The sequence below is a fragment of the Camelimonas abortus genome (genome assembly GCF_042432745.1).
GTDB classification, from domain to species: Bacteria; Pseudomonadota; Alphaproteobacteria; order Rhizobiales; family Beijerinckiaceae; genus Camelimonas; species Camelimonas abortus.
On sequence record NZ_JBHLWR010000006.1, the window covers coordinates 611,666 to 637,425 of the forward strand.

Genomic DNA, 25,760 nt, shown 5'->3' on the forward strand with positions numbered 1-25,760 from the left:
TCCGGGAGCGGCGGCCGCAGGCGGAACGGTCGCCGTTTCCGGCGGCCGCGCCGGGCCCTGGGCGCGCCGGCGGCCTTGCGGAAACGGGGCGGGGGGGCGGCGCGCGCCCCCTCCGGGGAGCCATACCCCGCCGCAACGATTCAGGCCAGAGCGGGCGCCGCCATCATGCCGCCCACTTGCCGGGGCATTCCGCCGCCGGCCGCCGCGCCGCGGCTTCCGTTTCCTGACTGGCTGGTTGACATGAACAGTCGCACTTTCGTGACGCGCCGCAGGGCGCTGGCCCTCGCCGGGGCCGCGCTCGCCGCCGGCGGCGGCCGCGCGGCGCACGCCGGGCCGCCGGCCGACGCCTTCGTCTACGCCGTGACGACGCGCAGGCCCGTGAACGGCGCCGGGAGCAGCCCCTGGTTCGGTCCGGAGCGCTCGGGCGGCACGCGCGTGGTGCGCGCCCTGATGCGCGACAACGACAGGTCGCTGGTGGGCAAGGCGGTGGCCGCCGTCGCCGGCCGCTGGAGCCTCACCGGCGTCGAGGGGCTCGGCCCGGGCGATCCGGTGGCGGCGCTCACCGCCGCCGTCGGCGGCAGCAACGTGCTGGTCTATGTGCACGGCTACAAGACGTCGTTCGCCACCAGCGTCGTCGACGCCATCACCCTGGCGCGCGGCATTGGCTTCGACGGCGTGCCCGTGGCCTTCTCCTGGCCCTCCCGCGACGCCATCCTCGACTATGGCTACGACCGCGAGAGCGCCATGTGGTCGCGCGACGCCTTCCAGGACATTCTCGAGTCGCTGGGCCGCAATCCCGCCGGCGGCGTGGTCAACATCGTCGCCCACTCCATGGGCTGCCTGCTGACCATGGAGACGCTGCGCCAGCTGTGGGCGCTGAGCGGCTCCATGGACCTTGCGGCGCGCATCGGCGCCATCGTGCTGGCGGCGCCGGACATCGACGTCGACCTGTTCGCCACCTCGCTGAAGCGCATCGGCCCGCTGGCCGCCCACATCACCGTCATCGGCTCCACCCGCGACACCGCGCTCGCCCTGTCCGAGGCCGTCGCCGGCGGCGTGGCCCGCGTCGGCGCCGCGGCGCGCGCGCAGCTGGAGCCGCTGGGGGTGAAGGTGGTGGACGCCTCCGGCTATGGCTGGGGCGTCATCGGCCACGACACCTTTCTCACCAATGCAGACGTGCGCGCGGTGGTGCGCCGCGCCATCGAACGCGGCGCCCACGCCCAGGACTGAGCGGCGGGCCTTGCGGGCGCCGCCCTGGCCGCGCCGGCCGCCGTTGCGTCAGCCGGCCGGGGCGCGGCGGATGCGCATCGGCAGGCCGCCGCGCGGCCGCAGCGTGATCTTCAGCTGCGGCTCGGGCGGGATTTCGCCCGCCGGCTCCGGCGCGAATTCCCGCGCCAGCGTCGCGAGGATCGCCGTTCCCTCCAGCAGGGCGAAGCCCATGCCGATGCAGATGCGCGGCCCGGCGCCGAACGGCATGAAGGCGTGGCGCGGCCGCGCTTTCACCGCCCCGGGCGCGAAATTTTCCGGATTGAACCGCTCCGGCTCCGGCCACAGCATCCGGTGGCGGTGGATGGCGTGGATCGGGATGACCAGCGTGGCGCGCCGGGGGATCCGTTCGCCGCCAAGGGTGGCGGCCTCGCGCGCCGTGCGCACCGTGGCCGCCGCCGGCGGATACAGCCGCATCGCCTCCTGCAGGGTCTGGCGGGCGTAAGCCAGCTGGCCGACGTTTTCCGCCGTCACGCCGTGCGGCGCCACGGCGCGCGCCTCCGCCCGCAGCCGCGCCGCCACGTCCGGATGCTGGCTCAGCAGCCAGAACGTCCAGGTGAGGGCGAGGGCCGTGGTCTCGTGTCCGGCGGCGATGAAGGTCACCAGGTTGTCGATGACGAGCGCGTCGTCCATCCGCCGCCCGGTCTGCGGATCGGCGGCGCCCAGCAGCAGGCTGGTGAGGTCGCTTCCGCCGGTCGCGCCCGCCGCCCGGCGCGCGTCGATCGCCGCCTGCATGCAGCCGCGCAGGTAGCGCCGGCCGGCGGCGGCGCGCCGGCTGCCGGGGTAGGGCGTCCATGACGGCGCCCCCAGCAGCGCCAGGGCGATGGGCCAGCCCGAGCTCTCCAGCGAATCGGCGATCGCCCGGGCGACGCGCTCCACGTCCATGTCCGGCGCGTCCTTCAGCATGGTGGCGACGATCACCGAGAAGGTGGCGCGCATCATCTCGTGGGCCACGTCGACGACGGCGCCCTCCAGCGCGCGCCAGCGCGCCGCCGTCTCCTCCGCCGCCGCCGTCATGGCCGGCAGCATGGCCGTGAGCCGCTCGTGGCGGAACACCGGCGCCGCCAGCCGTCGCTGCCAGCGCCAGTGGTCGCCGTTGGCGGTGAGGATGCCCTGGCCCAGCGCCGGCCCCAGCGCCCGGCGGGTGGCGCGGTCCTTCACGAATATGTCCGCCTTCTCCACCATCGCCTCATGCACGAGGGCGGGGTCCATCACGAAAAACGCCGGCCGGCCGATGAGCCGCGTGCGCACCAGGGGCGCCTCGTAGATTTCCGGCGGCCAGCCGGCCACCGGATTGCGCACCAGGCTGGCGATGACGCTGAGCGGGCCGCGGCGCCGGCGCGGGCGCACGGCGCGCACGCCTGCGGCGGGGCCGGAGGCGTCGGGGCGGGAGGCGGCGTCTGCGGTCAAGGCGGATCTCCATGGCGGCGGGCGCGCCCCGCCCCGGCGGACGGGCGCCCCGTGTGGCGGACAACATATATAATCCGCCCGCCGGCGCCCGGGAGGGGCGTGCGGCCGCCAGGCGCACGGGCCGCGCCCGCCCGCCCGGGACGGTCCCGGCCCCCCTGCGCGCCAGGGCGGCGGACGTCCGCATTTTTTGCGGCCGGACGGAATTTTCATGCTTGAGGGCCCGGCGCGGCCATTGCACAGTTGCGCGAACCAACGGACGCCGGATTGCGGCGTCGGCGATCCTGCACATGCGGCCAGCCGCGTCGCCGGCTGATCCTGGCGGCGGTTGTCCCGCCCGGCGGGCGGCGGGCCAGGGAGAGTGATACGATGGCGGAAGACGCGCCGGGGATTGTCAACCTCGACCGTGAGGACATCAAGAAAGGGCTGGCGGACGGCAGCATCCTGCTGGTCGACGTGCGTGAGCCCAATGAATACGCCGCCGGCCACATTCCCGGGGCGGTGCTGTTTCCGCTCTCCACCTTCGACGCCAGCAGGCTGCCGGATCCGGGCGGCAGGCGCCTGGTGTTCTCCTGCCGGTCGGGCAAACGCTCGCAGACGGCGATCGCAAAGGCGCGCGAGGCGGGGCTGCCCTATCGCGAGCATTACGCCGGCGGCATTCTCGACTGGATCGAGGCTGACGAGCCGGTGGAGCAGGGCTGAGACGCCGCGCCGCGCGGCCGCCGGCCAGACCGGCGGCTGACGCGACGCCGGGCCCCCCCGCGGGGCCCGTTCCGGCGCCGCGCCCCCGCGGCGCCGCAGCCGGGCGCGCAGGCCCGGAAACAACGACAGGAACTGCCAGACGGGAGGACGAGGACGCCGGCCGTGGCGTCCATGGCGGGCCAGCGGCCGGCGCGCGCCTTCCTGTCGCGGCCTCAACCGGTCTGGTCACGTACATGGACATCAAGCGGCTTTCGCCAACTGGCCTCCTCCTCGCCCTCGGCGCCATGCTGGCCATGGCCGGGTGCGACGACAAATCCGCCCGCACCGCCGGCGCGCCGCCGCCGCCGCCCGTCACCGTGGCGCGGCCCGTGGTGCGACCGGTCGTCGAATATGACGACTACACCGGCCGCTTTGAGGCGCGGGCCGCCGTCGACGTGCGCGCCCGCGTCTCCGGCCTGCTGGAGAAGGCCCTGTTCACCGAAGGCGGCATGGTGCGCGAGGGCGACCTGCTGTTCGTCATCGACCCGCGGCCATACCAGGCGGCGGTGGACCAGGCAGCGGCGGCGCTGAAATCGGCGAAGGCGCGGGTGGCCTTCGCCACCGCCGACCTCAACCGCGCCAACAATCTCAGCCGCAGCGGCAACATCTCCGAACAGCTGCTGGAGACACGCCGCCAGGCGGCGCTGGTGGCCGAGGCCGAGGTGAGCGCCGCCGAGGCCAACCTGCAGGCGGCCAGGCTCAACCTGGAGTTCACCCAGATCCGGGCCCCGATCAGCGGCCGCATCGGCCGCAAGGAGCTCTCCACCGGCAACCTGGTGGTGGCCAACGCCACGCTGCTCACCACCATCGTCTCCACCGACCCGATTTACTTCTATTTCGACATCGACGAGCGCTCCTATCTGGCCTACGCCCGCCAGAACCGCGGCGACGGCGCCAAACCCGGCGTGGACGTGAAGCTGGCGCTCTCCGACGGGGAGACCCCGACCATTCCGGGCCGGCTCGACTTCCTCGACAACCGTCTTGACCAGGCCACCGGCTCCATGCGCGCCCGCGCCGTGGTGCCCAATCCCGACGGCTTCCTGCAGCCGGGCATGTTCGGCGTGATCCGCATTCCCGGTTCGCCCAGCTACACCGGCGTTCTCGTGCCGGACGACGCCGTCGTCACCGACCAGAGCCGCCGCTTCGTCTGGGTGCTGGACAGGGACAACGTGGCCAGCGCGCGCATCGTGCGCCTGGGGCCGAAAATCGACGGGTACCGCCTGATCCGCTCCGGCCTCACCGGCGAGGAGACCATCGTCATCAACGGCCTGCCGCGGGTGCGCCCGGGCCTGAAGCTGACCCCGAAACTGGTGGAGCTGCCTCCCGTTGCCGCGCCGGAGGGCGCCGCCGCGGCCGCCGCGGCCGCCCCGGCAGGGAAGTGAGCCGGCCATGCGTTTCGCCCATTTCTTTGTCGACAGGCCGATCTTCGCCTCGGTGCTGTCCATCGTCATCGTGCTGGTGGGCTACATCTCCTATCTCAGCCTGCCGGTGGCGCAGTATCCGGAGATCGCCCCGCCGACCATCGTGGTGCGCGCCTCCTATCCCGGCGCCAACGCCAGGACCGTGGCCGAAACGGTGGCGACGCCGCTCGAGCAGGAGATCAACGGCGTCGAGAACATGCTCTACATGCTCTCGAACTCGACCAACGACGGCTCGATGCAGCTGACCATCACCTTCCGGCTCGGCACCGACCTCGACGCCGCCAACGTGCTGGTGCAGAACCGCGTCGCCGTCGCCATGCCGCGCCTGCCGGCGGAGGTGCGCGCCCTTGGCGTCACCACCCGCAAGAGCTCGCCCGACCTGATGCTGGTCGTGCACATGTTCTCGCCGGACGGCGCCTTCGACGACCTCTACATCTCCAACTACGCGCTGATCCGCATCCGCGACCAGCTGCTGCGCCTCGACGGCGTGGGCGACATCACCGTTTTCGGCGTGCGCGAATATTCGCTGCGCGTGTGGCTCAACCCGGACCGGCTCGCCTATTACGGCCTCACCACCACTGACGTGGTGCAGGCCATGCAGGAGCAGAACGTGCAGGTGGCCGGCGGCGCCATCGGCGCGCCGCCCATGCGGCCGGGCGTCGACTTCCAGCTCACCGTGCAGGCCCAGGGGCGCTTCACCGACGCGCGCCAGTTCGAGGAGATTATCGTCAAGTCCGCCGACGGCGGCCGCCTCGTGCGCCTGAAGGACGTGGCCCGCGTGGAGCTGGCCGGGCGGGACTATACCTCCAACTCCTATCTCAACGGCAAGCCGGCCATCGGCATCGGCGTCTACCAGCGCCCGGGCACCAACGCCCTTGAGGCCGCCGGCGCCGTGATCGCGAAGATGGAGGAGCTGAAGCAGTCCTTCCCGGTGGGGCTCGACTACCGCATCGCCTACAACCCCACGGTATTTATCGCCCAGTCGGTGCAGGAGGTTTACAAGACGCTGTTCGAGGCGGTGGCGCTGGTGGTGCTGGTGGTGCTGGTGTTCCTGCAGTCGTGGCGCACCGCCATCATCCCGATCATCGCCATTCCGGTGTCGCTGATCGGCACCTTCGCCGCCATGGCGGCCTTCGGCTTCTCGCTCAACAACCTCACCCTGTTCGGCCTGGTGCTGGCCATCGGCATCGTCGTCGACGACGCCATCGTGGTGGTGGAGAACGTGGAGCGCAACATCGCCGACGGCTTCTCGCCCGCCGAGGCCGCCCACCGCACCATGGACGAGGTGGGCTCGGCGCTCATCGCCATCGCCCTGGTGCTGTCGGCGGTGTTCGTGCCCACCGCCTTCATCTCCGGCATCACAGGCCAGTTTTACCGGCAGTTCGCGCTCACCATCGCCGTGGCCACAGTGATCTCGGCCTTCAACTCGCTCACCCTGTCGCCGGCGCTGTGCGCGCTGTTCCTGAAGGGCCACGGCGGGCAGCCGCGCAACCTTCTGGCGCGGCTGGGACGCGGCTTCGCCAACGGCTTCAACCGCGGCTTCGACGCCGCCTCCGGCGGCTACGCGCGCACGGTGCGCGCCGTGGTGGCGCGCAAGCTGCCGCTGGCCGGCGCGCTGCTGGTCTACGCCGCCATGACCGCCGGCGCCGGCTGGCTCGCCGACAGGACGCCCACCGGATTCATTCCGCGCCAGGACCAGGGCTATCTCATCGCCATCGTGCAGCTGCCGGACGGCGCCTCGCTGCAGCGCACCGACGCGGTGATGCGCCGCGCCTCGGAGATCGTGAAGAACACCCCCGGCGTCGCTGACGCCATCGGCATCGTCGGCATCTCCGGCTCGACGTTCACGCCCTCGTCCAGCCAGGGCATCATGTTCGCGCCGCTGAAGCCGCACGCCGAGCGCGCCGGCCCCGGCATGCGCGACTTCGAGATCGCCGGCGAGGTGATCCGGCGGCTCAGCGTCATCGAGGAGGCGTTCACCATCGCCGTGCCGCCGCCGCCGGTGCGCGGCCTCGGCGCCACCGGCGGCTTCAAGATGATGGTGCAGGACCGCTCGGGCGTCGGCATCGACGCGCTGCTGGCCGCCGCCCGCGGCCTCATCGCCGAGGCCAACCGCGACCCCAGCCTCACCCGCGTCTACACCACCTATGGCGTGAACACGCCGCAGATCTACCTGGACATCGACCGCACGAAGGCGCGCATGCTGAACGTGCCGCTGGCCAACGTGTTCCAGACCCTGCAGGTGAACCTGGGCGGCGCCTATGTGAACGACTTCAACGCCTTCGAGCGCGTTTACCAGGTGCGCGCCCAGGCGGACGAGCAGTTCCGCGCCGACCGCGAGCGCATCCTGCGTCTCAAGGTGCGCTCGGCCGACGGCGCGCTGGTGCCGCTGGGCACGCTGGTGCGCATCCGCGACGTGGCGGGCCCGGACCTGGTGCAGCGCTACAACATGTACACGGCCATCGCCGTGCAGGGCGAAACCCCGCCCACCGTGGCCTCCGGCTCCGGCCTTGCGGCGATGGAGACGCTGGCCGCGCGCGCGCTGCCGCCCGGCACCGGCTATGAGTGGACCGAGCTGGCCTACCAGCAGAAGCTGGCCGGCGACACCGCCGTCTACATCTTCGCGCTCTCGGTGCTGTTCGTCTTCCTGGTGCTGGCGGCGCAGTATGAAAGCTGGTCGCTGCCGCTGGCCATCATCCTCATCGTGCCGCTGGCGGTGCTCTCGGCGCTCGCCGGCGTGGCCCTGCGCGGCATGGACAACAACATCCTCACCCAGATCGGCCTTGTGGTGCTGATCGGCCTGGCCGCCAAGAACGCCATCCTGATCGTGGAGTTCGCGCGGCAGCTGGAGGATGAGGGCCGGGGCGTGGTGGAGGCCGTGGTGGAGGCGGCGCGGCTGCGTCTGCGGCCGATCCTGATGACCTCCTTCGCCTTCGTGCTCGGCGTGCTGCCGCTGGTGACGGCGCGCGGCCCGGGCGCGGAGATGCGCCAGGCGCTCGGCACCGCCGTGTTCTTCGGCATGATCGGCGTCACCTTCTTCGGCCTGTTCCTGACGCCGGCCTTCTATGTGGCGATCCGCCGCCTGTCCGGCGCGCTCGGGCGGCTGGCGCGGCGCGGGCCGCGGTCCGGGGCGCGCTGAGGCGCTTTCGGAGGCCGGACGCGCGTCACGCCCGCATGCCCGCGCTGGAGCGCGGGCATGCGCATTTCGCGCGGCGGCGAAAAACGCCGCCGGGAAACGCGCCTCGCGCGCGGCAGGCTCTGGCGCCGGCGGGCGCGTTCTGGAATCCTTCACAACTGCGCCGGTCGCCTCATGCGCCGGCCGCCATATATCCAGGAGCGACAGATGACCGGAACAGGGACTGTTTCGACGGGCGGACGGCGCCATGGCCGTCATGGCCTGCTGCGCATGGCCGGCGCGCTGGTCGCCGCCGCGGCCATCACCGCCGGGGCCGCCACGGTCGCCGTCGGCCAGGGCGACCCGATCGCCGAACGCAAGGCGCTGTTCAAGCAGATGGGCGCGGCGCTGCGCGAACCCGGCAAGATGCTGAAGGGCGAGGCGACCTTCGACCTCGCGGCGGTGAAGGCGGCGCTGGAGACGGTGGCGACCAGCTCCGCGAAGCTGCCGGCCCTGTTCCCGGACGGCTCCGACACGGGCGACACCGCCGCCCTGGCCAAAGCGTGGGAGGACCGGGCCGATTTCAACGCCCGTTTCGTCAACCTGTCGAAGGACGCCCGGGCGGCGCTCGCCTCGGTCACCGACGCGGAGAGCTTCCGCACCGTCATGCCGAAGCTGCTGGGGCAGTGCGGCGCCTGCCACAAGATCTACCGCAAACCGTCGTAACAGGGGACGCGGACATGACCGCCGCGCCGCAGGGCCCGGGCGTCGCCGGCGTCGCGCCGGCGCGCGCCTGGGACGGGCCGACCCGGCTCTATCACTGGACGCAGCTGGCGCTGGTGGCCGGGGCGTTTTACACCCAGTGGTTCATGGATCCGGCGCTGGACCCCACCATGCGCTTGCACCGCTGGTGCGGCTATGGCGTGCTCGTGCTGCTGGCGTTCCGGCTGCTCTGGGGCTTCGCCGGGGCGCCAACGGCGCGCTTTTCGCATTTCCTGCGCCCGCCGGGGGCGGTGGCGCGCTATGTCGCGCGCCTGCTGCGCGGCGGAGCGCCGGCGTTTCTCGGCCACAACCCGCTTGGCGCGCTGATGGTGGCGGCGCTGCTGCTGCTGCTCGCCGCCCAGGCGCTCTCCGGCCTGTTCACCGCCGATTCCAACGGCATTTTCGGCGGGCCCTTCGCCCATTTCGACCTGCTGGAGGAGCCGCCCGCGTGGAAGGCGCGCCTGCAGGCGTGGCACCACATCGGCGCCAATGTGATCTTCTTCTTCGTGCTCGTGCACGTGCTGGTGAACCTGTACTGCCAGTTCGTGAAGCGCGAGCCGCTGGTTTCCGCCATGATCACCGGCGTCAAGCCCGCCGGCGACTACGCCGACGCCGCTGACGCGCCGCGGGGCTCCTACGGGGCGCGGGCGCTGGCCTGTCTCGCCGTGGCGGTGGCGGCGACGTTCGGCGGGATCTGGCTGGCGGGCGGCTCGCCGTAGGCCGGGGGAGGCCGCCGGCCAGGATGCGCCGGCGCCTGCGCTTCGCCGCGGTCATGTCCGGGCCTGATCCGGGCCCTCCCGCCGACGCCGGCCACACGCCGCCCGCCGGGACGCTGCCGCGGCCGTCGCCCGTGCGTCTGTTGTCCGGAGCGGCGTCAGGCGCCGCAAGGGGCGCCCCAGGTCCGGGCGCGACGGCTGACGAAGCGCTGGCGGCGGGTGAGGGCGGCGCAGGCCGGGGAATCCGGGCCGCCGCCCGGACGCGGGCATGAGTGGGAGAGGCGGGCGGCGGCCTGTTCTGCGCCGCCGGTTCTCCGCCCCGGCGCCGGGGTTCGCGGCCGCGGGCGACAGGGGCGGTTTGCGGCCGGTTTTCGCCGCGGCCCCGGCGTGCGTGCAGGCAAGGCCACGGGGGGGCGCGGGGGCGCGGCGCGCGCTCACCACCAGTCGACGAAATGATGCACCGGGCCGTGGCCGGAGCCGACGTGCAGGCGCTCCGAGGCGGCGAGCGCCCGGGTGAGATAGGCCTTCGCCTCCGCCACCGCCGTTTCCAGCGGCAGGCCCCTGGCCAGCAGCGCCGCAATCGCCGAGGACAGCGTGCAGCCCGTGCCGTGGGTGTTGCGCGTGTGAATGCGCGCCGCCCCGTAACGGCGCGCGCCGGAGGCCGTCACCAGAACGTCCGTGCTCTCCGGCCCGTCGCCATGGCCGCCCTTCACCAGCACCGCCTGCGGGCCAAGGCCGAGGATGCGCCGCCCCTGGTCCTCCAGCGCCGCCTCCGTGTCCGCCGGCTCCTCGCCCAGCAGCGCCGCCGCCTCCGGCATGTTCGGCGTCACCACCGTGGCCAGCGGCAGCAGCTCCTCCTTCAGCGTCCCGACCGCGTCCTCGCTGATCAGCCGGTCGCCGCTGGTGGCCACCATCACCGGATCCAGCACCACCGGCAGCGGCCCGTAGCGGCGCAGACCCGCCGCCACCGCCCGGATGGTCTGCGCCCGCGACAGCATGCCGATCTTCACCGCCTTCACCGGAAGGTCGCTGAACACCGAGTCGATCTGCTGGCTGACGAACTCCGGCGGCGCGTCGTGCACGCCCTGGACGCCGAGCGTGTTCTGGGCGGTGAGCGCGGTGATGACGCTGGCGCCGAACACGCCCAGAGCCGAAAAGGTCTTGAGGTCGGCCTGGACGCCGGCCCCTCCGCCCGAATCTGAACCAGCGATGGTGACGGCGATGGCGGTCAATGCGTTCTCCCTGTTAACCCTGCTGCGGCCGCGCCGGACCTGCTCCGCCCCGCGGATGCGGGCGGAGCGCCGGCGCGTCCATGGTCTGTTAGCGACTGGCGCGGCGTCCGGCCCCCCCCCGTGACGGGAGGGCCGCGGCCCTCAGAAATTGGCCGGGAAGGCGCCGCCGTCGATGAGGAAGTTGTGGCCGGTGATATAGCCGGCGTGGGCGCTGCAGATGAAGGCGCACAGCTTGCCGAACTCGTCCGGATCGCCGAACCGCCGCGCCGGAATGGCCGCCGCGCGCGCCCGCGCCACCTGCTCCTCGCTCTGGCCCGAAGCGGCCGCCGCGTTCTTCAGGATCGCCGCCAGCCGGTCGGTGGCGAAGGCGCCGGGCAGGATGTTGTTCACCGTCACCCCGTGCGGCGCCAGCTGGCGCGCCACGCCCGACACGAAGGCCGTGAGCCCCGCCCGCGCCCCGGAGGAGAGGTCCAGCCCCGGCAGGGGCGTCAGCACCGACGCCGAAGTGATGTTGACGATGCGCCCGAAACCGCGCTGCGCCATGCCCGGCGCCAGCGCCTGGATGAGCTGGATTGGCGCGACCATGTTCTGCTCGAGGCCGCGCAGGATGTCGTCGTGACCCAGCGCCGTGTAGTCCGCCGGCGGCGGCCCGCCGTTGTTGTTGACCAGAATGTCCGCGTCCGGGCAGGCGCGCGCCACCTGCTCGCGCCCGCCCTGCGTCGACAGGTCGGCCGCCACGCCCCGCGCCTTGCCGCGGCCGCGGGCGTTGATGGCCGAAACCGTCTCCGCCACCGCCTGCGCGTCGCGACCATTGATGATGACGTCGCAGCCGGCTTCCGCCAGCGCCATGGCGCAGGCGCGCCCAAGCCCCCGGCTGGAGGCGGAGACAATGGCCTTGCGGCCGGCGATGCCCAGATCCATCGGCGTAACTCCCCGCTTGCTGTGTCCCGTTTTCCGGCGTCCGCGCGTCCGGCGCCGGGGCAGGCGCCGTCCGCGCGGCGCAGCGGCAGTATTCGGCAAAACCCGCGGTCTGTCAGCTGGTTAGGGCCTCATGCGGAATCAGTCCTGCAGGCGGCGCAGCGCCACATGCCCGGGCCATGCGCCAGCTTCATGCGCCGGGTGAGGAAACCGCCGCCGGTCCGCCGCGCCGCGGCCCGCTGCGGCGCCGGAAAGCGATTCGTCTCCAGGAGGCTGCGGGCGGAGGCGGAATCATTTTCGCAGGCGCCGCGCCGCCGCCGTCCGGGCCTCCGGGGGCGGGGGCGGCGGCCCGCGCCGTCAGGTCCTCGGGAGGGAATTCAGCTTTTCGTCCAGTAGCCTGGCGGTGATCTGCTGAATCATCTGCTGAACCGCGGGCGTCCCTTCCGGCGCGCCGGCGGGGCCGGCCGCCGCGGGCTGCTGCTGCGGCGGCGGCTCCGGCGCCGGGGACGGCGCCGTCGTCCCGGGCGCGTCCGCGCCGGCGTCAGCGGCGGGCGCCGCGCCTGCGCCGGAGAGGCGCGCGACGGCGGCCTGCAGGTTCGAGTCGCCCACTTCCTGGACGGCGATGATCTCGCGCATTTCCGCAAGGCTGGTCTCAAGGGCGGCGCAGGCGCCGGCGGCCTGGGCGGCGATGGCTCCCGCGGCGTGGTCCGCCAGGGCGCGCAGCTGCGCCGTCGCCGCCTCCATCTGCGCCGTGGCGGCGGCGAGGTCGCGCAGGCTGCCGGCGCTGATGCGGCGCGCCAGCTCCAGCTGCGGCGTGACTTCCGCCACCGTGGCGCGCGTGCGCTCCAGCGCCTCCCTGGCGGCCGCCGCCTGCGCGTCGCGGACGGCGGCCATCTTCGCCGCGGCGTCGCGGCGCGCGTCGGCCAGCGCCCGCTCCAGCTTGCCCACGGCGGCGAGCAGCGCGCGCGTTTCGGCGGCGCGGGTGCGGCGCGCGAACTCGCCCAGGAACCTGCGCCCCCGCGCGGTCTCCATCAGCGCCGACCAGATCGGCAGATACTCCGCGTCGGAGAGCTGCGGCGTGGTCGCAATGTCGGAAAGACGCTCGGAGGTGGTCATAGGCGCCGCCAGTCCCGCATGAAGTCGCACGAGGCAGGACTATTGGCGGTGATGGCTAACATCCGGTTAACCGGCGCGCGGCGGGGGGGCGGCGCAGGCGCCGCAGGCGGCCTATCCCCACAGCTCGCGTCCGGGCGGCCACGCCACCGCCCCGTCGTAGCGCAGGCCCGGGGAGCGGTCCCGCGCCAGCAGCAGCGGACCGTCCAGGTCGACGAAGCGCGCCCGCGGCGCCAGCAGCATGGCCGGGGCCATCGCCAGCGAGGTGCCGACCATGCACCCAACCATCAGCGCGAAGCCCAGGCGCGTCGCCTCTTCGGCCGTCGCCAGCGCCTCGGTGAGGCCGCCGGTCTTGTCCAGCTTCAGGTTCACCGCGTCATAGCGCGCGCGCAGCGACGCCAGGTCGGCGCGGGTGTGCATGCTCTCGTCGGCGCACACCGGCGCCGGCCGCTCCATCCGCTCGAGCGCGGCGTCGGCTCCGGCCGGCAGCGGCTGCTCCACCAGCGCCACGTCCGCCGCGGCGCAGGCCTCCAGCAGCGCCGGCAGCTCCTGCTCACGCCAGCCTTCATTGGCGTCCGCCAGCAGCACCGCGCCGGGGGCGGCGGCCCGAACGGCGCGAATGCGCTCCATGTCGCCCTCCGGCGCGCCCAGCTTGATCTTCAGCACCGGCCGGCCGGAGTCGAACGCCTCGCCCGCCTGGCGCGCCATGGTCTGCGCCGTCCCGAGACTGATGGTGAAGGCGGTGGTCACCGGCCGCAGCCGGTCCAGCCCGGCCAGCACATGGACCGGCACGCCGCTCTGGCGCGCCTCAAGGTCCCACAGGGCGCAGTCCAGGGCGTTGCGCGCCGCGCCCGCCGGCAGCAGCCGCTGCAGCGCCATGCGGTCGGCGCCGGCTTCGATGCGGGCGCGCACGCTTTCAATGGCGGCGACCACGCTTTCCACGCTCTCGCCATAGCGGGCGTAGGGCACGCATTCGCCGCGGCCGGCGACCTCCCCGGCGCTGACGCGGGCCACCACCACCACCGCCTCGGCGCGCGAGCCGCGGGAGATGGTGAATCCGCCCGCGATGGGGAAGCGCTCGACCATGACCTCAAGACGCCGCCTTTCCCGGGGGGGCGCGGGCGGCGCGGCGCAGGCGGGGGCGTCAGGGGCGCTGTCGCGCGGCATGGACAAGCTCCGTGGGCGGGGGGGGACGGGGCCGCGGCGGGCGGGCGCGCCGGCCGCGGCGGCGGCGCGCATTGAAGCGCCGCCGCGCTGCGATTGCAAACCTCTTGCTCCGCACGGGAGACGGCCGCCGCGCCGGCTCGACAGCGCGCGCCCGGAACGGTATTCCTCAGACATGACGTTCCGCGGCGGCGTCCCGGCCTGGCCGGGTCCGCCGGCCGGCGGCCGGGTTGCGGCCCGCCGCAGCGATCCCGACATGCCGCAACCTACCCAGAGAGGGACGCGCCTGCTGTGACGGTTGATGACCCCTTCGCGGATATCGGGCGGCGCGGCGACGAAATTCGTGCGAAGCTCTCCGGCTGCTGGGACGCGGCCCACGCCGCCGCCGTGGAGAAGGCCGTCGCCGAAATCGTGTCCGAAGCCACCGGCGTCCGCCAGGTGCTGTTCGACCTCGCCGGCGTGCGCCGGCTCGACACCCTCGGCGCCTGGGTGCTGGACCGCACCCGGCACGAGCTGGGCCAGAAGGGCCTCAAGGCCGACTTCCTCGACATGCAGCCGGAGCACCTGACGCTGCTCAACGAGGTGGCCTGTCGCGGCTTCCAGGAGCTGCCTGCGCCGGCGCGCACCTTCTGGGGCATGGATTTTCTCGTCCATGTCGGCCAGAGCGTGACGCAGTCCGGCCGCGATCTCTACAGCGGCGTCAGCTTTCTCGGCGAGGTGGTGGCGGCGCTGTTCCGCATCCTCGTCAATCCGCGCCGCTTCCGTCCCATCTCCGTGGTGCACCATGTCGAGATGGTGGGCCTGCACGGCGTGCCCATCGTCTCGCTGATCTCCTTTCTGGTCGGCTGCATCGTCGCCCAGCAGGGCCTGTTCCAGCTGCAGCGTTTCGGCGCCCAGGCCTTCGTGGTCAACCTGATCGGCATTCTCACCCTGCGCGAGCTGTGCGTGCTGCTGACCTCGATCATGATCGCCGGCCGCTCCGGCTCGGCCTTCACCGCCGAGCTCGGCTCCATGAAAATGCGCGAGGAGGTGGACGCCCTGCGCGTGATGGGCCTTGATCCCATCGAGGTGCTGGTGGTGCCGCGCATCGCCGCCATCATCATCGCCCTGCCGCTGCTCACCTTCGTCTCCGCCATGGCGGGGCTGTTCGGCGGCGGCCTCGTCAGCTGGCTCTACGGCGGCATTCCGCCGGAGATCTTTCTGGCGCGGCTGAAGCAGGCCATCAGCATGAGCACCTTCCTCGTCGGCATGATCAAGGCGCCGTTCATGGCGCTGGTCATCGGCGTCATCGCCACCCAGGAGGGCCTGCAGGTGAAGGGCTCGGCCGAGTCGCTCGGCCGCCAGGTCACTTCCTCGGTGGTGAAGGCGATCTTCATGGTGATCGTGGTGGACGGCCTGTTCGCCATGTTCTTTGCGGCCATCGACTACTGAGGTGCGACCCATGGCGGAAAGCCCCTCCGGCAATGGCGGCGAAATGACCGCGGAGCAGGCGGCGGCCCGGCCGGTCCGCCACGGGGCCCCCGGCCCCGACGCGGAAGTGGTGATCCGCGTCACCGACCTCGAGGTCGGTTTCGGGACGAAGACCATCATGAAAGGCCTCAACCTCGACGTGCGCCGCGGCGAGGTGCTGGGCTTCGTTGGCGCCTCCGGCACCGGCAAGTCGGTGCTCACCCGCGCCATTCTCGGCCTCGTGCCCAAGCGCGCCGGCCGGATCGAGGTGTTCGGCGAGGATCTCGACCAGCTCTCGCGCGAATCCCGCAGGGCCATCGAGCAGCGCTGGGGCGTGCTGTTCCAGCACGGGGCGCTGTTCTCCTCGCTCACCGTCAAGCAGAACGTCCAGGTGCCCATGCGGGAGTACCTGCACCTCTCGGGCAGGCTGCTGGAGGAGCTGGCCATGCTCAAGATCGAGATGGTCGGCCTCAGCCCCGACGCCGCCGACAAATATCCCTCCGACCTCTCCGGCGGCATGATCAAGCGCGCCGCCCTCGCCAGGGCGCTGGCGCTGGACCCGGAGATCGTGTTTCTGGACGAGCCCACCTCCGGCCTTGATCCCATTGGCGCCGGCGAGTTTGATGAGCTGATCTCCACGCTGCAGCAAACTTTGGGGCTGACCGTTTTCATGGTAACCCACGATCTGGACAGCCTGCACTCCATCTGTGACCGCATCGCTGCCCTGGGTGAAGGCAAGATAATCGCAGAGGGGACGATCGAGACGATGCTGGCCTCCACCCATCCGTGGCTCCGCGCGTATTTCCACGGCAAGCGCGCCCGCGCCGTGTTCGACCCCGGCAGGTGACGCATGGAGACGCGCGCCAATTACGCCCTGGTCGGCCTGTTCACGCTTGTGGTGATCGCCGCGGGCTTCATGTTCGTTTACTGGTTCGGCGGCGGCCAGGGGGCCAACACCCGCGCCACCTACAAGGTGGTGTTCACCGGCTCGGTGAGCGGGCTCGGGCCGGGGTCGCTGGTGACCTTCAACGGCATCCGCGTCGGCGAGGTGAAGGGCGTGTCCTTCGATCCCGACGATCCGCGCCGGGTCATCGCCACCATCGACATTTCCCGCGACGTCAGCCTGCGCGCCGACACCCGCGCGCTGCTCGACGTGCAGATCGTCTCCGGCGTCGGTTCGGTGGCGCTGGTGGGCGGCTCGGTGGATTCGCCGGTGCTCAAGCCGTGCCCGGCACCGGACTGCACCATCCTCGCCGAACGCTCCGACTTCCAGGACATCGTCGAAAGCGCCCGCAACGTCGCCCGGCGCGCCAATGAGGTGGCCGACAAGCTCGCCGTGATCATCGACCAGAACCAGGGCGCCATCGACGAGACCATCAGCAACATCAACCGCTTCTCGAAGGCGCTGGGCGACAACGCCGGCAGCGTCAACACCCTGCTGGCCAATGTCGGGCCGGCGGCGGAGCAGGTGCGGGCGCTCGCCGCCACCCTCGACCGCATCGCCCGCGACGTCGATCCGAAGCAGGTGCGCTCCATCATCGCCAACATCGACCGCTTCTCCGCCGCGCTGGGCGATTCCAGCGGCCGCGTGCAGGAGACGGTGAACAACGTCGCCTCCATCACCGCCAAGATCAACCGGGCGGCCGACCAGGTGGAGGGCGTGCTGCGCGCCGTGCAGAGCTTCCTCGGCTCCGCCGACGGCCAGGGCGCGGTCGACTCCATCCAGAAGGCGGCCGACTCCATCCGGCGGCTCGCCGACAACCTTGACCGGCGCACCGCCGAGATCACCGCCGGCATCAACCGCTTCACCAGCAGCGGCCTCGGCGACGTGCGGGCCCTGACCCTGGACGGCCAGCGCACGCTCAACGAGCTCAACCGGACGTTGAGGAGCATCAACCAGAATCCGCAGCAGTTCATTTTCGGGCCGAAGCCCGCCCTGCCGCAGTTCAACGGACGCCAGTGATGTCTTTCCCGCTCTCACGCGCCATCGCCGCCGCCCTGACGGTCGGCGCCGCCCTGCCGCTGGCCGGCTGCGGCGGCGGTCCGCCGCCCGCCACCTTCGACCTCTCCGCCGCCCGCGACGTCGGCCATATCCGCGGCGGCCAGCAGCTGGCGGTGACCGAGCCGGTGGCGCTGCAGCCGCTGGACGGCGACCGCATCATCGTGCGCCAGGGCGTCTCGGTGAGCGAGCTGGCCGGGGCCCAGTGGGCCGACCGGCTGCCGCGGCTGGTGCAGGCGCGGCTGATCCAGACCTTTGAAAACGGGGGCCGCATCGGCACCGTCGGCCGGCCGTCCACGCTCGCCAGCGCTCCGGCCATGCTGGCCACCGAGCTGCGCGCCTTCAACATCGAGGCGCCGGCCGGCGTGGCCGTGGTGGAGATCACCGCCCGCATCGTCCAGGCCAGCGGCCCGGTGACCGCCGCCCGCATCTTCCGCGCCGAGGTTCCGGTGGAGGGCGGCGTCACTCCCGCCTCCGCCACCCGCGCCCTCGACGAGGCGCTGCAGCAGGTGCTGGCGCAGATCGCCCGCTGGGCCTCCGGCCGCTAGGGCGCCGCGTCTTCCATATTCCGCATTCCGCAGGCGGAGGGGCCGGGCGCCGGTGAACGCCCGGCCCCTCCGCCTTTTGCGTTTCGCCGCCGGCGCCCGGCGAGACGGGGCGCGCCGCCCGGCCGGTCACGGCGTGCGCGGCGGCCGCTCCGCGCCGCCGGCGCTCCGTCGCCGGGGCGTCCGCCGCCGCGCCCTTGCCGTAGCCGCTGCGTCAGCGCCCGGCGCTCACCTCCAGCCGCCGGCATGTCCGGTCCTTCTCCGGGCGTCCGTCGCCGCGCGCGTCGCGACGGGGGCAGGGCGGGCGTGCGGCGGAGAGGGGGAGGCGACGGGCGGGGCGGGCGCTCGCCGGCGACCGCCGTGTGTGCGGGCGGTGGTCATGGACGCCCGGGTCAGGCCCGGGCGTGACGTCGCCGCGACGGTCCGGGCGGGGTCCCGCTCCGGCGCCGGGCCTGGACGGGCATCGGGCCCGGGCAGGGACGACGGGCCGCCGGCCGCCGCCCGGACCCGGGCGTGAACCGGGGCGACCGGGGCGGCGGGGCGCTTCGGCTGCGGGGAGGCCGGGCGGGCGGAAGACGCAGTCGCCCGGCGCGCCGCAGTCCGCGCCATGACGACGGCGGCGCGTTGACGGCGGCGTCATGGCGGGCCCGTCTGCAGCCCGCCAGAAAAAATGCCCCCGGAGCGTTCCCCGGGGGCAGGCGAGTGGTGATGAAACCCTGCGCGCGGCCGGCGCCGCGAACGGCGCCGCCCGTTTGCGCGGCGTCAGGCGGGGGCGCCGTCCAGGCGGCCCGCCGCATGGGCGAGGATGGTGTAAACCTTGCCCGTGTCCGACAGCAGGTAGCCCCGGGCCATCGAACCGTCGCGGTCCGTCTTGCGCACCTCCGCCAGCAGGCGGTCGAACTCGTCGATGTAACGGTCCGCCGTCTGCCGGAACTCGGCGTCCACCCGGTAGCGGGCGCGCGCCTCGTCAAAGATGCGCTGGCCGCGCGCCGTGTACAGGTCCAGGCTGAAGGCGTGGGCGTCGCCGCGGGCGCGGCGGCGCCAGGCGGCGTCCAGCGCCGTGTCGCTGATGAGCTGGCCAATGTCGATCGACAGCGTGTCGAGCAGCTCGGCGGCGCTCATCGTCGGCTGCGGCGGCGCGATCTCGTCCTCGTCCGAGGCGCGGCTCAGCAGGCTGGACAGCCAGCCGTCGCCGCCCTGCGCCTGCTCAGGCTGCGGCGCGGCGACGGCGCGCGACGCCGGGGCGGGCCGGACGGTCGTCTGCGCCGCGGCGGGCGCCGCGGTCCGGCTGGAGGCCGCCGCCTGCGCGGCGGTCTCCCACGCCAGCGGCGCGGCGGCTTCAGGCTCCGGCGCGGCGGTCACGGCCGCAGGCTGCTGCGCCACGGCTGGGGCCGCCTGGGCGGCGCGGCCGGCGCGGTTGACGATCTCGTTGAGCTCGTTCAGCGCGCGGATCTGCTCCGCCACGACCCGGCGCATCGCCGCCGTCGACTGCTGCGTGTCGCGCGGCAGCTCGAACACGCCACGGGCGATCTCCGAGCGGGTCAGCTCGAGGTCGCGGGTGATCTCCGCCGCCATGGCGCGCACGTCCTCGGCCACGCTGCGGAAGCGGCTGGTGGTCTCCTCCACCGCCCGGGCCGCTTCGGCCACGGCGCTGTCATAGGCGGCGCGCATGGCTTCCGAGGCTTCCTCCTGCTGGCGGCCGACCAGCGCGGCGATGGTCTGCTGCTGGCTGGCCAGCGCGGCGGCGGCTTCGTCCGCGGCGGCGCGCAGCAGCGCCGTGAGCTGGCCCGCCCGCTCCTCGGCGCCATGGATGACCCTTGTCATCATGCCGGAGAAGCTGGCGGCGGCGCGCTCCAGCGCCTCGGTCCGGCCGGCGATGTCCTGCGACATCTCCTCGAGCGCCGCGCGCCGGTCGCCGAGGCTCTCCGCCAGACGCCGCTCGGCCTGCTCGAGGCTGGCGACGCCTGCGCCAAGGGCGGCGACGCGCTCCCCGGCCAGCTGCGCCAGGGCGCGGCCCTCCTCGCCGAAACGGCCGGCGACCGCGTTCACTTCGGCCAGCACGCCTTCGCCCGCGGCCTTCAGCGCGGCGATGCGCCCGCCCAGCTCCTCGCTGACCGCGCCGACGCCGCCGGAGGCCGCCTTCAGCGCCGCCTCAAGCTCGGCGGCGCGGCCGTTCAGCGATTCCCCGATGACCGCGAGGTTGCGGCCGGCGGCGATCGCCACCTCCTGCAGCTGGCGGTTGGCGTGAGCGAGGCGCTCCAGCATTTGCGGCATGTCCGCAGCCAGCTTCTCGCTGACGCCGGAGATGGCCGCCACCGCGTCGCTGGCGGCCGTGTCGAGCGCCTGGCGCACGTTGCGCACGCTGGCGTCGATGCGGCGCGCCGCCTGGTCGCTGATGCGCGTCGCCTCCTGCTCGAGCAGGGCGGCGCTGGCGGCGGCCGCCTCGGCCAGACGCTGGTCCTGGCCGCCGAGCGCGCCTTCCAGACGCGCCACGCCGCTGACCAGCGACTCGCCGATGCGCGCCGCATGCTGGCCGAGCACCGTGTCGAGCTGGCGGGCGCGGCTGTCGATGGTCTCCACGAGGCCGGAGCCGGCCGCGTCCAGCTGCTGGCCGGCCGCGCCGATGCGGTCGTCGATGACGGCCGAGATGCGCTGGGCGTAGCCCCGGAACAGGCTGTCCACGCGCGAGACCTGGGCGCCGACGCGGGACTCCAGCTGGTCCACGCCGAGGGCGAAGGCGCCGGCGATCTCCGCGCCGCGCGCCTCCAGCCCCTGCACCAGGCCGGCGCCGCGCTCGTTGATGAGCGTCTCGAGGCGGTCCACCTGGGCGGCGAGCTCGCCGGACACGGTCTCGCCGCCGTCCTGCAGGGCGTGGGTGAGGCGGGCCATCTGGGCGTTGAGCGCCGCCACGGCGCGCGCCGTGGTCTGCTCCAGCACGCCCGCCACCTCGCCGCCGCGACCGGACAGCAGGCCGACGATGCGCGCGCCCTTCTCCTCCAGCTCGGCGCCGAGGGCGTCGACGCGCGCCCCCAGCGTGGCCGCCGCCGCGGCGCCGGGGCCGTCGAACAGCCGGGTCAGGCGCTCGGTCGAGGCCGTCAGGCTGTCGGCGATGGCGGCCGAGCGCGCGTCCAGCGCGTCCAGCAGGCGGGCGCTGCGGCTTTCGAAATCGCCGGCGAGGCTGTCCATGCGCGCGGTGATCATGCGCGCCGCATCCACGCCGCGCGTGTCGAACACCGTCGCCAGACGGCCGGCCGAGGCGTCGATGGCCGACTGGATCGCGCCGGCGCGATCTTCCAGCAGGGCCGCCATTTCGCGGCTGCGTTCGTCCAGCGTCGTCGCCAGACGCTCGCCGCGCTGGTCAAGGTCGCGGATGAGCGAGTCGATGCGCGAGCCGAGCGCCGCCACCACCGCGCCGCCATGGCCCTGCAGGGCGCCGGAGATGCGCTCCAGCGAGGCGTTGACCGCGTTCTCGATCTGCTCCGTCTGGCCTTCCAGGCTGGCGGCGAGACGGTTCTCGCGCTCGTCGAGGGCGCTGATCAGCGCCCGGCCGTCGTCACCGAGGCGGGCCAGCATGCCGCTGATGCGCGCCCCCAGCGTCGCCGCAACGGCCCCGCCATGCTCGGCGAAGGAGCCGGCGATGCGCGCCAGCGACGTGTCGAGCGTGGCGTCGATCCGCGCCACATGCTGCTCCAGCGTGGTCGCCAGCGCCTGCTGGCGCCGGTCCAGGTCCTCCGACAGGCGCCGCGCCGAGGCGTCGAAGTCCGTGGTGACGTCGCCAAGGCGCGCGCCGAGGCTGGCCACCGCGTCGCCCGCCCGGCTGGTGAGCGCGCCGGCGATGCGGTCGATGGAGCCGGACACCACCTCCTCGAGGCGGGCGGTCTGCGCCTCCAGCTGCTCGCGCGCCTGACGGCCGCGGCTTTCCAGCGACAGCACCAGACGCTCGCCGCGGTTGTCCAGCTCGCCGATGAGGCTCTCCAGCCGCGCGGTGATCTCGCCGCCCATGCGGTCGGCGTGCTCGCCGAAGGTGGTCTGCAGCCGCTCGATCTGGCTGCCCATGAAGCGCTGGAAGCTGCTCGCGCGGTTCTCCAGCAGGCTGGCCATGTCCTGGCTGCGGGCGTCCAGATCCCCGACCAGCTTGCCGCCCTTCTCCTCCAGCACGGAGGAGAGCGTCTCGAGGCTGTGGTCGAGGGCGCTGACCAGGCTGTCGCTGCGCGCCGCCAGCGCGCCGTTGACGCTGTCGAGGCGGCTGACCACGGCCGTCTCGAAGGTCTCCACGTGCCGGCCCAGCGCCTCGCTGATCTCCGCCGCCCGGTTGCCCAGGGTGGCGTTGATCATGTCGGCGCGGCCGGCGAGCAGGCTCGCCAGATTGGCCGTGTGGCGCAGGATCGCGGCGTTGATCTCGTCCGCCTTGGCGGTGAGGGCGCCGGCCACCTCGCTGCCGCCGCTCGACAGCACCTTCGCGATCTCGCCGGCGCGGGTCTCCAGCGAGCGGGTGAGGGCCTCGGCGCGCGCCTCCAGATTGGCGTCGAGCTGGCCGATCGCGTCGTCGAGGGTGCGGGCCAGCTCGGCGCTGCGGCTGGCGGCCCGCTGCTCGAAGTCGCCGACGCGGCTGTCGATGATGTCGGCGGCGCGGGCGGCCTCGCTGGCCAGCTTCTCGGCCAGGCTGGAGCCGCGGCCCACCACCACGGTCTCGATGCGCTCGATGCTGCCTTCGATGCGCTTCGTCAGGTCGTCGGTGGCCGAGGTCAGGGTCTCGATCATGCGGCCGGCCGGCTGGATGACGCGCGTCTCAAGGCTGTCAAACTGCGTCGCCAGCGCCTGCTCGGCCTCCCTGGCCCGCGCATGCAGGTTTTCGGTGAGGGCGGTGGCGTTGCTGGTGAGCGCCTCGTTGACGCGCGCCGCCTGGCGGGCGAGGGCGACCACCACCTCGCGGCCGCTGCCGGCCATGCTCTCCCGGGCCTCGGCGGCCTGGCGGGCGAGCAGCTCCTGCAGGCCGGCGCTGCTGGCGCGGAACGATTCCGACACCCGGTTGAGGCTGGCGTCGATGCTCTCCACGGCGTTGCGGCTGTGGGCGTCGAGGGTCTGGGTGAACTTGCCCGTCGCCTCGCCAACCGCCGAGCGCAGGCGGCCCACGTGCTCCTCCACCTCGGAGCCGAGGCGGCCGAAGGTCTGCTCGAAGGCGGCGCGCAGCTTCTGGCTTTCGTTCTCGGCCAGGCTGACGAAGCGCTCGCCCGAGGCCGACACGCTCTTCTCGATCTCCGTGGCGGCGGCGTGGGCCTGCTCGCCCATGCGTGCGACGCCGGAGTCGAGCACGCCGCGCAGCGTCTCCTCGCGCTTCTCCAGCACGCTGGAGAGCGTCCGGGTGGAGCGGGCGAACACCGTCTCCAGCTGGTCGGCGCGGCTGGCCACGTCCTTGCCCAGCCGGTCCACCGTCTCCTCGAAACTGTCGCGCAGGGCGCTGGCGCGCGCGTCGAACAGCGACGCCAGCTGCTCGCCGGAGGCGGTGAGCGCCTGCTGCAGCGACTGGCTCTGCTGCGCGAAGCTGCCGGACAGCTCCGTGACGCTGTTCTCGAACACCTTGCGGGCGGCGGTGCTGTGGGCGTCAAGCTGCGCGATGAAGCGCTCGCCCGAGGCGGCCAGTGTCTCCTCCAGCTTCTGGCTGTTCTCCGTCAGCGTCGCGCCAAGGCGCTCGACGGCGCCCACCAGATTGTCGGCGAGCGCGCCGCCGCGCGCGCCGATCAACTCGACCACGGTCTTGCCTGCGTCCTCGATCTTCTGGCGCAGGTTCTCGCTGCCGGCCGCCAGCGAGGCGGTCAGCTCCTGGCCCGACAGCTCGAGGCGCTCGTTCACCTCGCGGGCGCGCTCGCTCAGTGAGCGGTTCACCGTCTCGCCGGTGGCGGCCAGCTGGCGGGTGACGTTCTCCGCCGCCGCCGACAGGCCCGCCGACATCTTCTCGCCCGCGGCGCCCAGCGCCTTTTCGATGGTCTCCGACTTCTCGGCGAGGGTCTTCGTCACCTCGGCCGAGGTGGCGGTCATCTTCTCCACCAGGTCGCCGCCGCGCGACGTCAGCGTGTCGATCATCTGGTCGCCGGCCTTGCCCAGCGCCTCGGTGATCTGCGCGCCGCGCGCCGCCAGCGAATCCGTCACGCGCGAGCCGGCCGCCGCCACCGCCTCGGCGATGCTGCGGCTGGCGGTGAGCAGGTCGGTGGTGATGTGCTGGTGCGCGCCCTCAATGGCCGCGCGCACGCGCTCGGCGTTGGAGATGATGCCGTCGCGCTGCTCGCCGAGCTCCTCCACCAGCGCGCGGATGCGCACCTCATTGTCGGCGTAGGAGCGCTCCAGCGCCGAGATCTCGCTGCGCACCAGCGTCTCCAGCTCGCTGGCCCGGGCGAGGGCGCGCTCGACGCCGTCGCCCATCGCCGCCATCTCGCGGCGCACCGCCTGCGACAGCGACACCACCGACTCCATGGCCAGCGACTCCGGCTGCGCCATGCGCGCCGCCGCGCTCACCAGCGCCCGAGACGCCTGGTGCATCTGCGCCGCGCGCACGGACATCGCCGCGATCAGGAAAAACAGCAGCACGGGCGCGACCAGGCCGACGCCGGCCAGAAGGCTGCGCGTCACGCCCAGATCCGCGACCAGCTGCTGCGGCGCAAGGCTGGTCACCCCCGGCAGTTCGGCGATCACCGCCGCGCCCAGCGCCACCCACACCAGGCTGACGACGGCGGCGATGAACCACGGCGCCCGCGACGGACGCAGGCGGCCAAATTCCTTCAGGGCCTCGGGGCTGAAACGGTCGTCGTTGGCCACGCGGCTGGTGTCCGGAGACACCACGCGCCGCTCGCGCGGCGCGCGCGCGCCGGCCTGGTCGCCGGCCGGCCGGGGCTTCGCCGCCGCGTCCTCCGGCGCGCCTTCCGCCGCAGCCTGCGCCTCCGCAGCCTGCGGTCCGGCCTGATCCTGCACCGCCAGCGCCGTGGCGCCGGCCGTCAGCGGCGCGCCGCCGGCGCGGACGGCCCCGGCGGCGGAAGCCGCCGCCGGCATGGCGGCCGGCTGCGACGGACGCGAGGTCACCGGCTGGGCGTCGACGCGCGGCAGGCGCGGCGTCTCCACGCGCGCGGCCTCGCCGCGCGACGGCGCGGCGACGGCGGACGGCGTCGCGCCGGGCAGGGGCGCCGGCGCCCGCGGCGGCTGGGTCGCCGCCGCCTCCGGCTTCTTCTCCGGCTCCTTTTTCTCCCGCTCCGTTCCCTCCGCTTCCCTGGGCGCGGCCGCTGCGGCCGTCGTCTCCTGGGGGGCGCCGGCGGGCGTCTGCGCCTTCGGCCCCGCGTCCTTCACGGGAGCGGTCTCCGCCCCGGTCGCGGCCGGGGCGGGGCTGCCGGCCTTCGCGGCCGCGCCGCCAGCGGCGGGCCGGAGCGTTTCCGCCGGCTTCGGCGCCGGCGCCGAACCGGCCGCGGCCACGCGGGTGCCGCCCAGCTCGGGAGCGGGGCGGCCGTTGTCCTTCCGGGCGGCAGCGACGGGGCCGGGAGCCTCAGGCCGCTGCGGCGCGGCCGCCCTGGACGCAGGGGCCGGCGCGGCGCCGGCGGCGGACGCGGGCTCGGGCGACGTGGTTGCGGCAGGTTCGCCGGTCCTGGCAGGCGACGGGACGGCGCTGGCGGCGGCGGCGCCGGCGGCAGGGGCGGCGACGGGCTGCGAAGCGGCGCTGGCGGCGGCGGGCGCGTCCTTCGCAGAAACCGTTGCGGCAGGCCCGTCCGCCTTGCCGGCGTCAGCCTTTGCGGCGCTTGCGCCGCCGGCCGCGTCCTGGCCGCCGTCGGGCCTGCCGGCGGCAGCCGCGGCGTCCTTCGCAGTCGCCGCGGATCCCGAAGCCGCCTGTCCGCCCGGAGCGGCGGACTCCGCCGGCGCGCCCGGGCCGGCAGCC

At 73.7% G+C, this 25,760-nt stretch carries 16 protein-coding genes; 10 read left to right on the plus strand and 6 right to left on the minus strand.

Translation table 11 applies throughout. The annotated features are described in order from the left end of the window. Positions 1-240 precede the first annotated feature (240 nt). A complete protein-coding gene (locus ACFFJB_RS05135; protein ID WP_376830087.1) occupies positions 241-1,230 on the plus strand; it encodes an alpha/beta hydrolase in 990 nt (329 codons plus the stop codon). 48 nt (positions 1,231-1,278) lie between these two features. Here ACFFJB_RS05135 and ACFFJB_RS05140 read toward each other — a convergent pair whose 3' ends face one another. Continuing rightward, positions 1,279-2,676 carry a cytochrome P450 gene (locus ACFFJB_RS05140; RefSeq protein ID WP_376830089.1) on the minus strand — a complete coding sequence of 466 codons (1,398 nt, stop codon included), beginning with the start codon at positions 2,674-2,676 and terminating at the stop codon, positions 1,279-1,281. 366 nt (positions 2,677-3,042) lie between these two features. Between ACFFJB_RS05140 and ACFFJB_RS05145 the strand changes: the two genes are divergently transcribed. The 5 genes from ACFFJB_RS05145 (at position 3,043) to ACFFJB_RS05165 (ending at position 9,431) form a co-directional block, all read left to right on the plus strand. Continuing rightward, positions 3,043-3,375, plus strand: coding sequence for a rhodanese-like domain-containing protein (locus tag ACFFJB_RS05145; protein WP_376830090.1), 333 nt, complete (start codon positions 3,043-3,045; stop codon positions 3,373-3,375). A gap of 233 nt (positions 3,376-3,608) precedes the next feature. Continuing rightward, positions 3,609-4,796: an efflux RND transporter periplasmic adaptor subunit gene (locus ACFFJB_RS05150; RefSeq protein WP_376830092.1), complete on the plus strand. Its 1,188-nt coding sequence runs from the start codon at positions 3,609-3,611 to the stop codon at positions 4,794-4,796. A 7-nt stretch (positions 4,797-4,803) separates the two neighbouring features. Then, positions 4,804-7,974 (plus strand): efflux RND transporter permease subunit, encoded by a 3,171-nt coding sequence (locus ACFFJB_RS05155; protein WP_376830094.1) that lies wholly within the window; start codon positions 4,804-4,806, stop codon positions 7,972-7,974. Between the two features lie 204 nt (positions 7,975-8,178). Then, positions 8,179-8,676: a c-type cytochrome gene (locus ACFFJB_RS05160; protein ID WP_376830096.1), complete on the plus strand. Its 498-nt coding sequence runs from the start codon at positions 8,179-8,181 to the stop codon at positions 8,674-8,676. 14 nt (positions 8,677-8,690) lie between these two features. Further along, positions 8,691-9,431 (plus strand): cytochrome b/b6 domain-containing protein, encoded by a 741-nt coding sequence (locus ACFFJB_RS05165; RefSeq protein ID WP_376830098.1) that lies wholly within the window; start codon positions 8,691-8,693, stop codon positions 9,429-9,431. 431 nt (positions 9,432-9,862) lie between these two features. Here the strand turns inward: ACFFJB_RS05165 and thiD are convergent, their stop codons facing one another. The 4 genes from thiD to dgcA all read right to left on the minus strand — a co-directional run bounded on the left by thiD (position 9,863) and on the right by dgcA (position 13,777). Then, the gene (gene thiD, locus ACFFJB_RS05170; RefSeq protein ID WP_376830100.1) at positions 9,863-10,660 is read right to left on the minus strand and encodes a bifunctional hydroxymethylpyrimidine kinase/phosphomethylpyrimidine kinase; all 798 of its coding nucleotides are present in this window, start codon (positions 10,658-10,660) and stop codon (positions 9,863-9,865) included. Positions 10,661-10,801: 141 nt separating this feature from the next. After that, the gene (locus tag ACFFJB_RS05175) at positions 10,802-11,581 is read right to left on the minus strand and encodes an SDR family oxidoreductase (protein WP_376830102.1); all 780 of its coding nucleotides are present in this window, start codon (positions 11,579-11,581) and stop codon (positions 10,802-10,804) included. A gap of 354 nt (positions 11,582-11,935) precedes the next feature. Next, complete coding sequence (locus ACFFJB_RS05180; protein ID WP_376830104.1) at positions 11,936-12,694, minus strand: hypothetical protein; 759 nt, start codon at positions 12,692-12,694, stop codon at positions 11,936-11,938. Between the two features lie 111 nt (positions 12,695-12,805). Then, positions 12,806-13,777: an N-acetyl-D-Glu racemase DgcA gene (dgcA, locus tag ACFFJB_RS05185; RefSeq protein WP_376832547.1), complete on the minus strand. Its 972-nt coding sequence runs from the start codon at positions 13,775-13,777 to the stop codon at positions 12,806-12,808. Positions 13,778-14,146: 369 nt separating this feature from the next. Here dgcA and ACFFJB_RS05190 point away from each other — a divergent pair, with 369 nt between their 5' ends. The 4 genes from ACFFJB_RS05190 to ACFFJB_RS05205 all read left to right on the plus strand — a co-directional run bounded on the left by ACFFJB_RS05190 (position 14,147) and on the right by ACFFJB_RS05205 (position 17,851). After that, the gene (locus ACFFJB_RS05190; protein ID WP_376830106.1) at positions 14,147-15,286 is read left to right on the plus strand and encodes an MlaE family ABC transporter permease; all 1,140 of its coding nucleotides are present in this window, start codon (positions 14,147-14,149) and stop codon (positions 15,284-15,286) included. A 157-nt stretch (positions 15,287-15,443) separates the two neighbouring features. Then, the gene (locus tag ACFFJB_RS05195; RefSeq protein WP_376832549.1) at positions 15,444-16,151 is read left to right on the plus strand and encodes an ABC transporter ATP-binding protein; all 708 of its coding nucleotides are present in this window, start codon (positions 15,444-15,446) and stop codon (positions 16,149-16,151) included. 3 nt (positions 16,152-16,154) lie between these two features. Further along, on the plus strand, positions 16,155-17,267 hold the full coding sequence (locus tag ACFFJB_RS05200) for an MlaD family protein (RefSeq protein WP_376830108.1): 1,113 nt from the start codon (positions 16,155-16,157) through the stop codon (positions 17,265-17,267). Further along, a complete protein-coding gene (locus tag ACFFJB_RS05205) occupies positions 17,267-17,851 on the plus strand; it encodes an ABC-type transport auxiliary lipoprotein family protein (RefSeq protein WP_376830110.1) in 585 nt (194 codons plus the stop codon). Before ACFFJB_RS05200 ends, ACFFJB_RS05205 begins: the two co-directional genes overlap by 1 nt. 759 nt (positions 17,852-18,610) lie before the next feature. On the opposite strand, the gene ACFFJB_RS05210 is transcribed toward ACFFJB_RS05205, so the two are convergent. Further along, complete coding sequence (locus tag ACFFJB_RS05210; protein WP_376830112.1) at positions 18,611-25,180, minus strand: apolipoprotein A-IV repeat region-like domain-containing protein; 6,570 nt, start codon at positions 25,178-25,180, stop codon at positions 18,611-18,613. Between the last annotated feature and the right edge of the window lie 580 nt (positions 25,181-25,760).

Bases quoted from the DNA above. Each gene is read 5' to 3' on its own strand.
- ACFFJB_RS05135 (WP_376830087.1), top strand. From the start codon at position 241: ATGAACAGTCGCACTTTCGTGACGCGCCGCAGGGCGCTGGCCCTCGCC.
- ACFFJB_RS05145 (WP_376830090.1), top strand. From the start codon at position 3,043: ATGGCGGAAGACGCGCCGGGGATTGTCAACCTCGACCGTGAGGACATC.
- ACFFJB_RS05150 (WP_376830092.1), top strand. From the start codon at position 3,609: ATGGACATCAAGCGGCTTTCGCCAACTGGCCTCCTCCTCGCCCTCGGC.
- ACFFJB_RS05155 (WP_376830094.1), top strand. From the start codon at position 4,804: ATGCGTTTCGCCCATTTCTTTGTCGACAGGCCGATCTTCGCCTCGGTG.
- ACFFJB_RS05160 (WP_376830096.1), top strand. From the start codon at position 8,179: ATGACCGGAACAGGGACTGTTTCGACGGGCGGACGGCGCCATGGCCGT.
- ACFFJB_RS05165 (WP_376830098.1), top strand. From the start codon at position 8,691: ATGACCGCCGCGCCGCAGGGCCCGGGCGTCGCCGGCGTCGCGCCGGCG.
- ACFFJB_RS05175 (WP_376830102.1), bottom strand. From the start codon at position 11,581: ATGGATCTGGGCATCGCCGGCCGCAAGGCCATTGTCTCCGCCTCCAGC.
- ACFFJB_RS05180 (WP_376830104.1), bottom strand. From the start codon at position 12,694: ATGACCACCTCCGAGCGTCTTTCCGACATTGCGACCACGCCGCAGCTC.
- dgcA (WP_376832547.1), bottom strand. From the start codon at position 13,777: ATGGTCGAGCGCTTCCCCATCGCGGGCGGATTCACCATCTCCCGCGGC.
- ACFFJB_RS05195 (WP_376832549.1), top strand. From the start codon at position 15,444: ATGAAAGGCCTCAACCTCGACGTGCGCCGCGGCGAGGTGCTGGGCTTC.
- ACFFJB_RS05200 (WP_376830108.1), top strand. From the start codon at position 16,155: ATGGAGACGCGCGCCAATTACGCCCTGGTCGGCCTGTTCACGCTTGTG.
- ACFFJB_RS05205 (WP_376830110.1), top strand. From the start codon at position 17,267: ATGTCTTTCCCGCTCTCACGCGCCATCGCCGCCGCCCTGACGGTCGGC.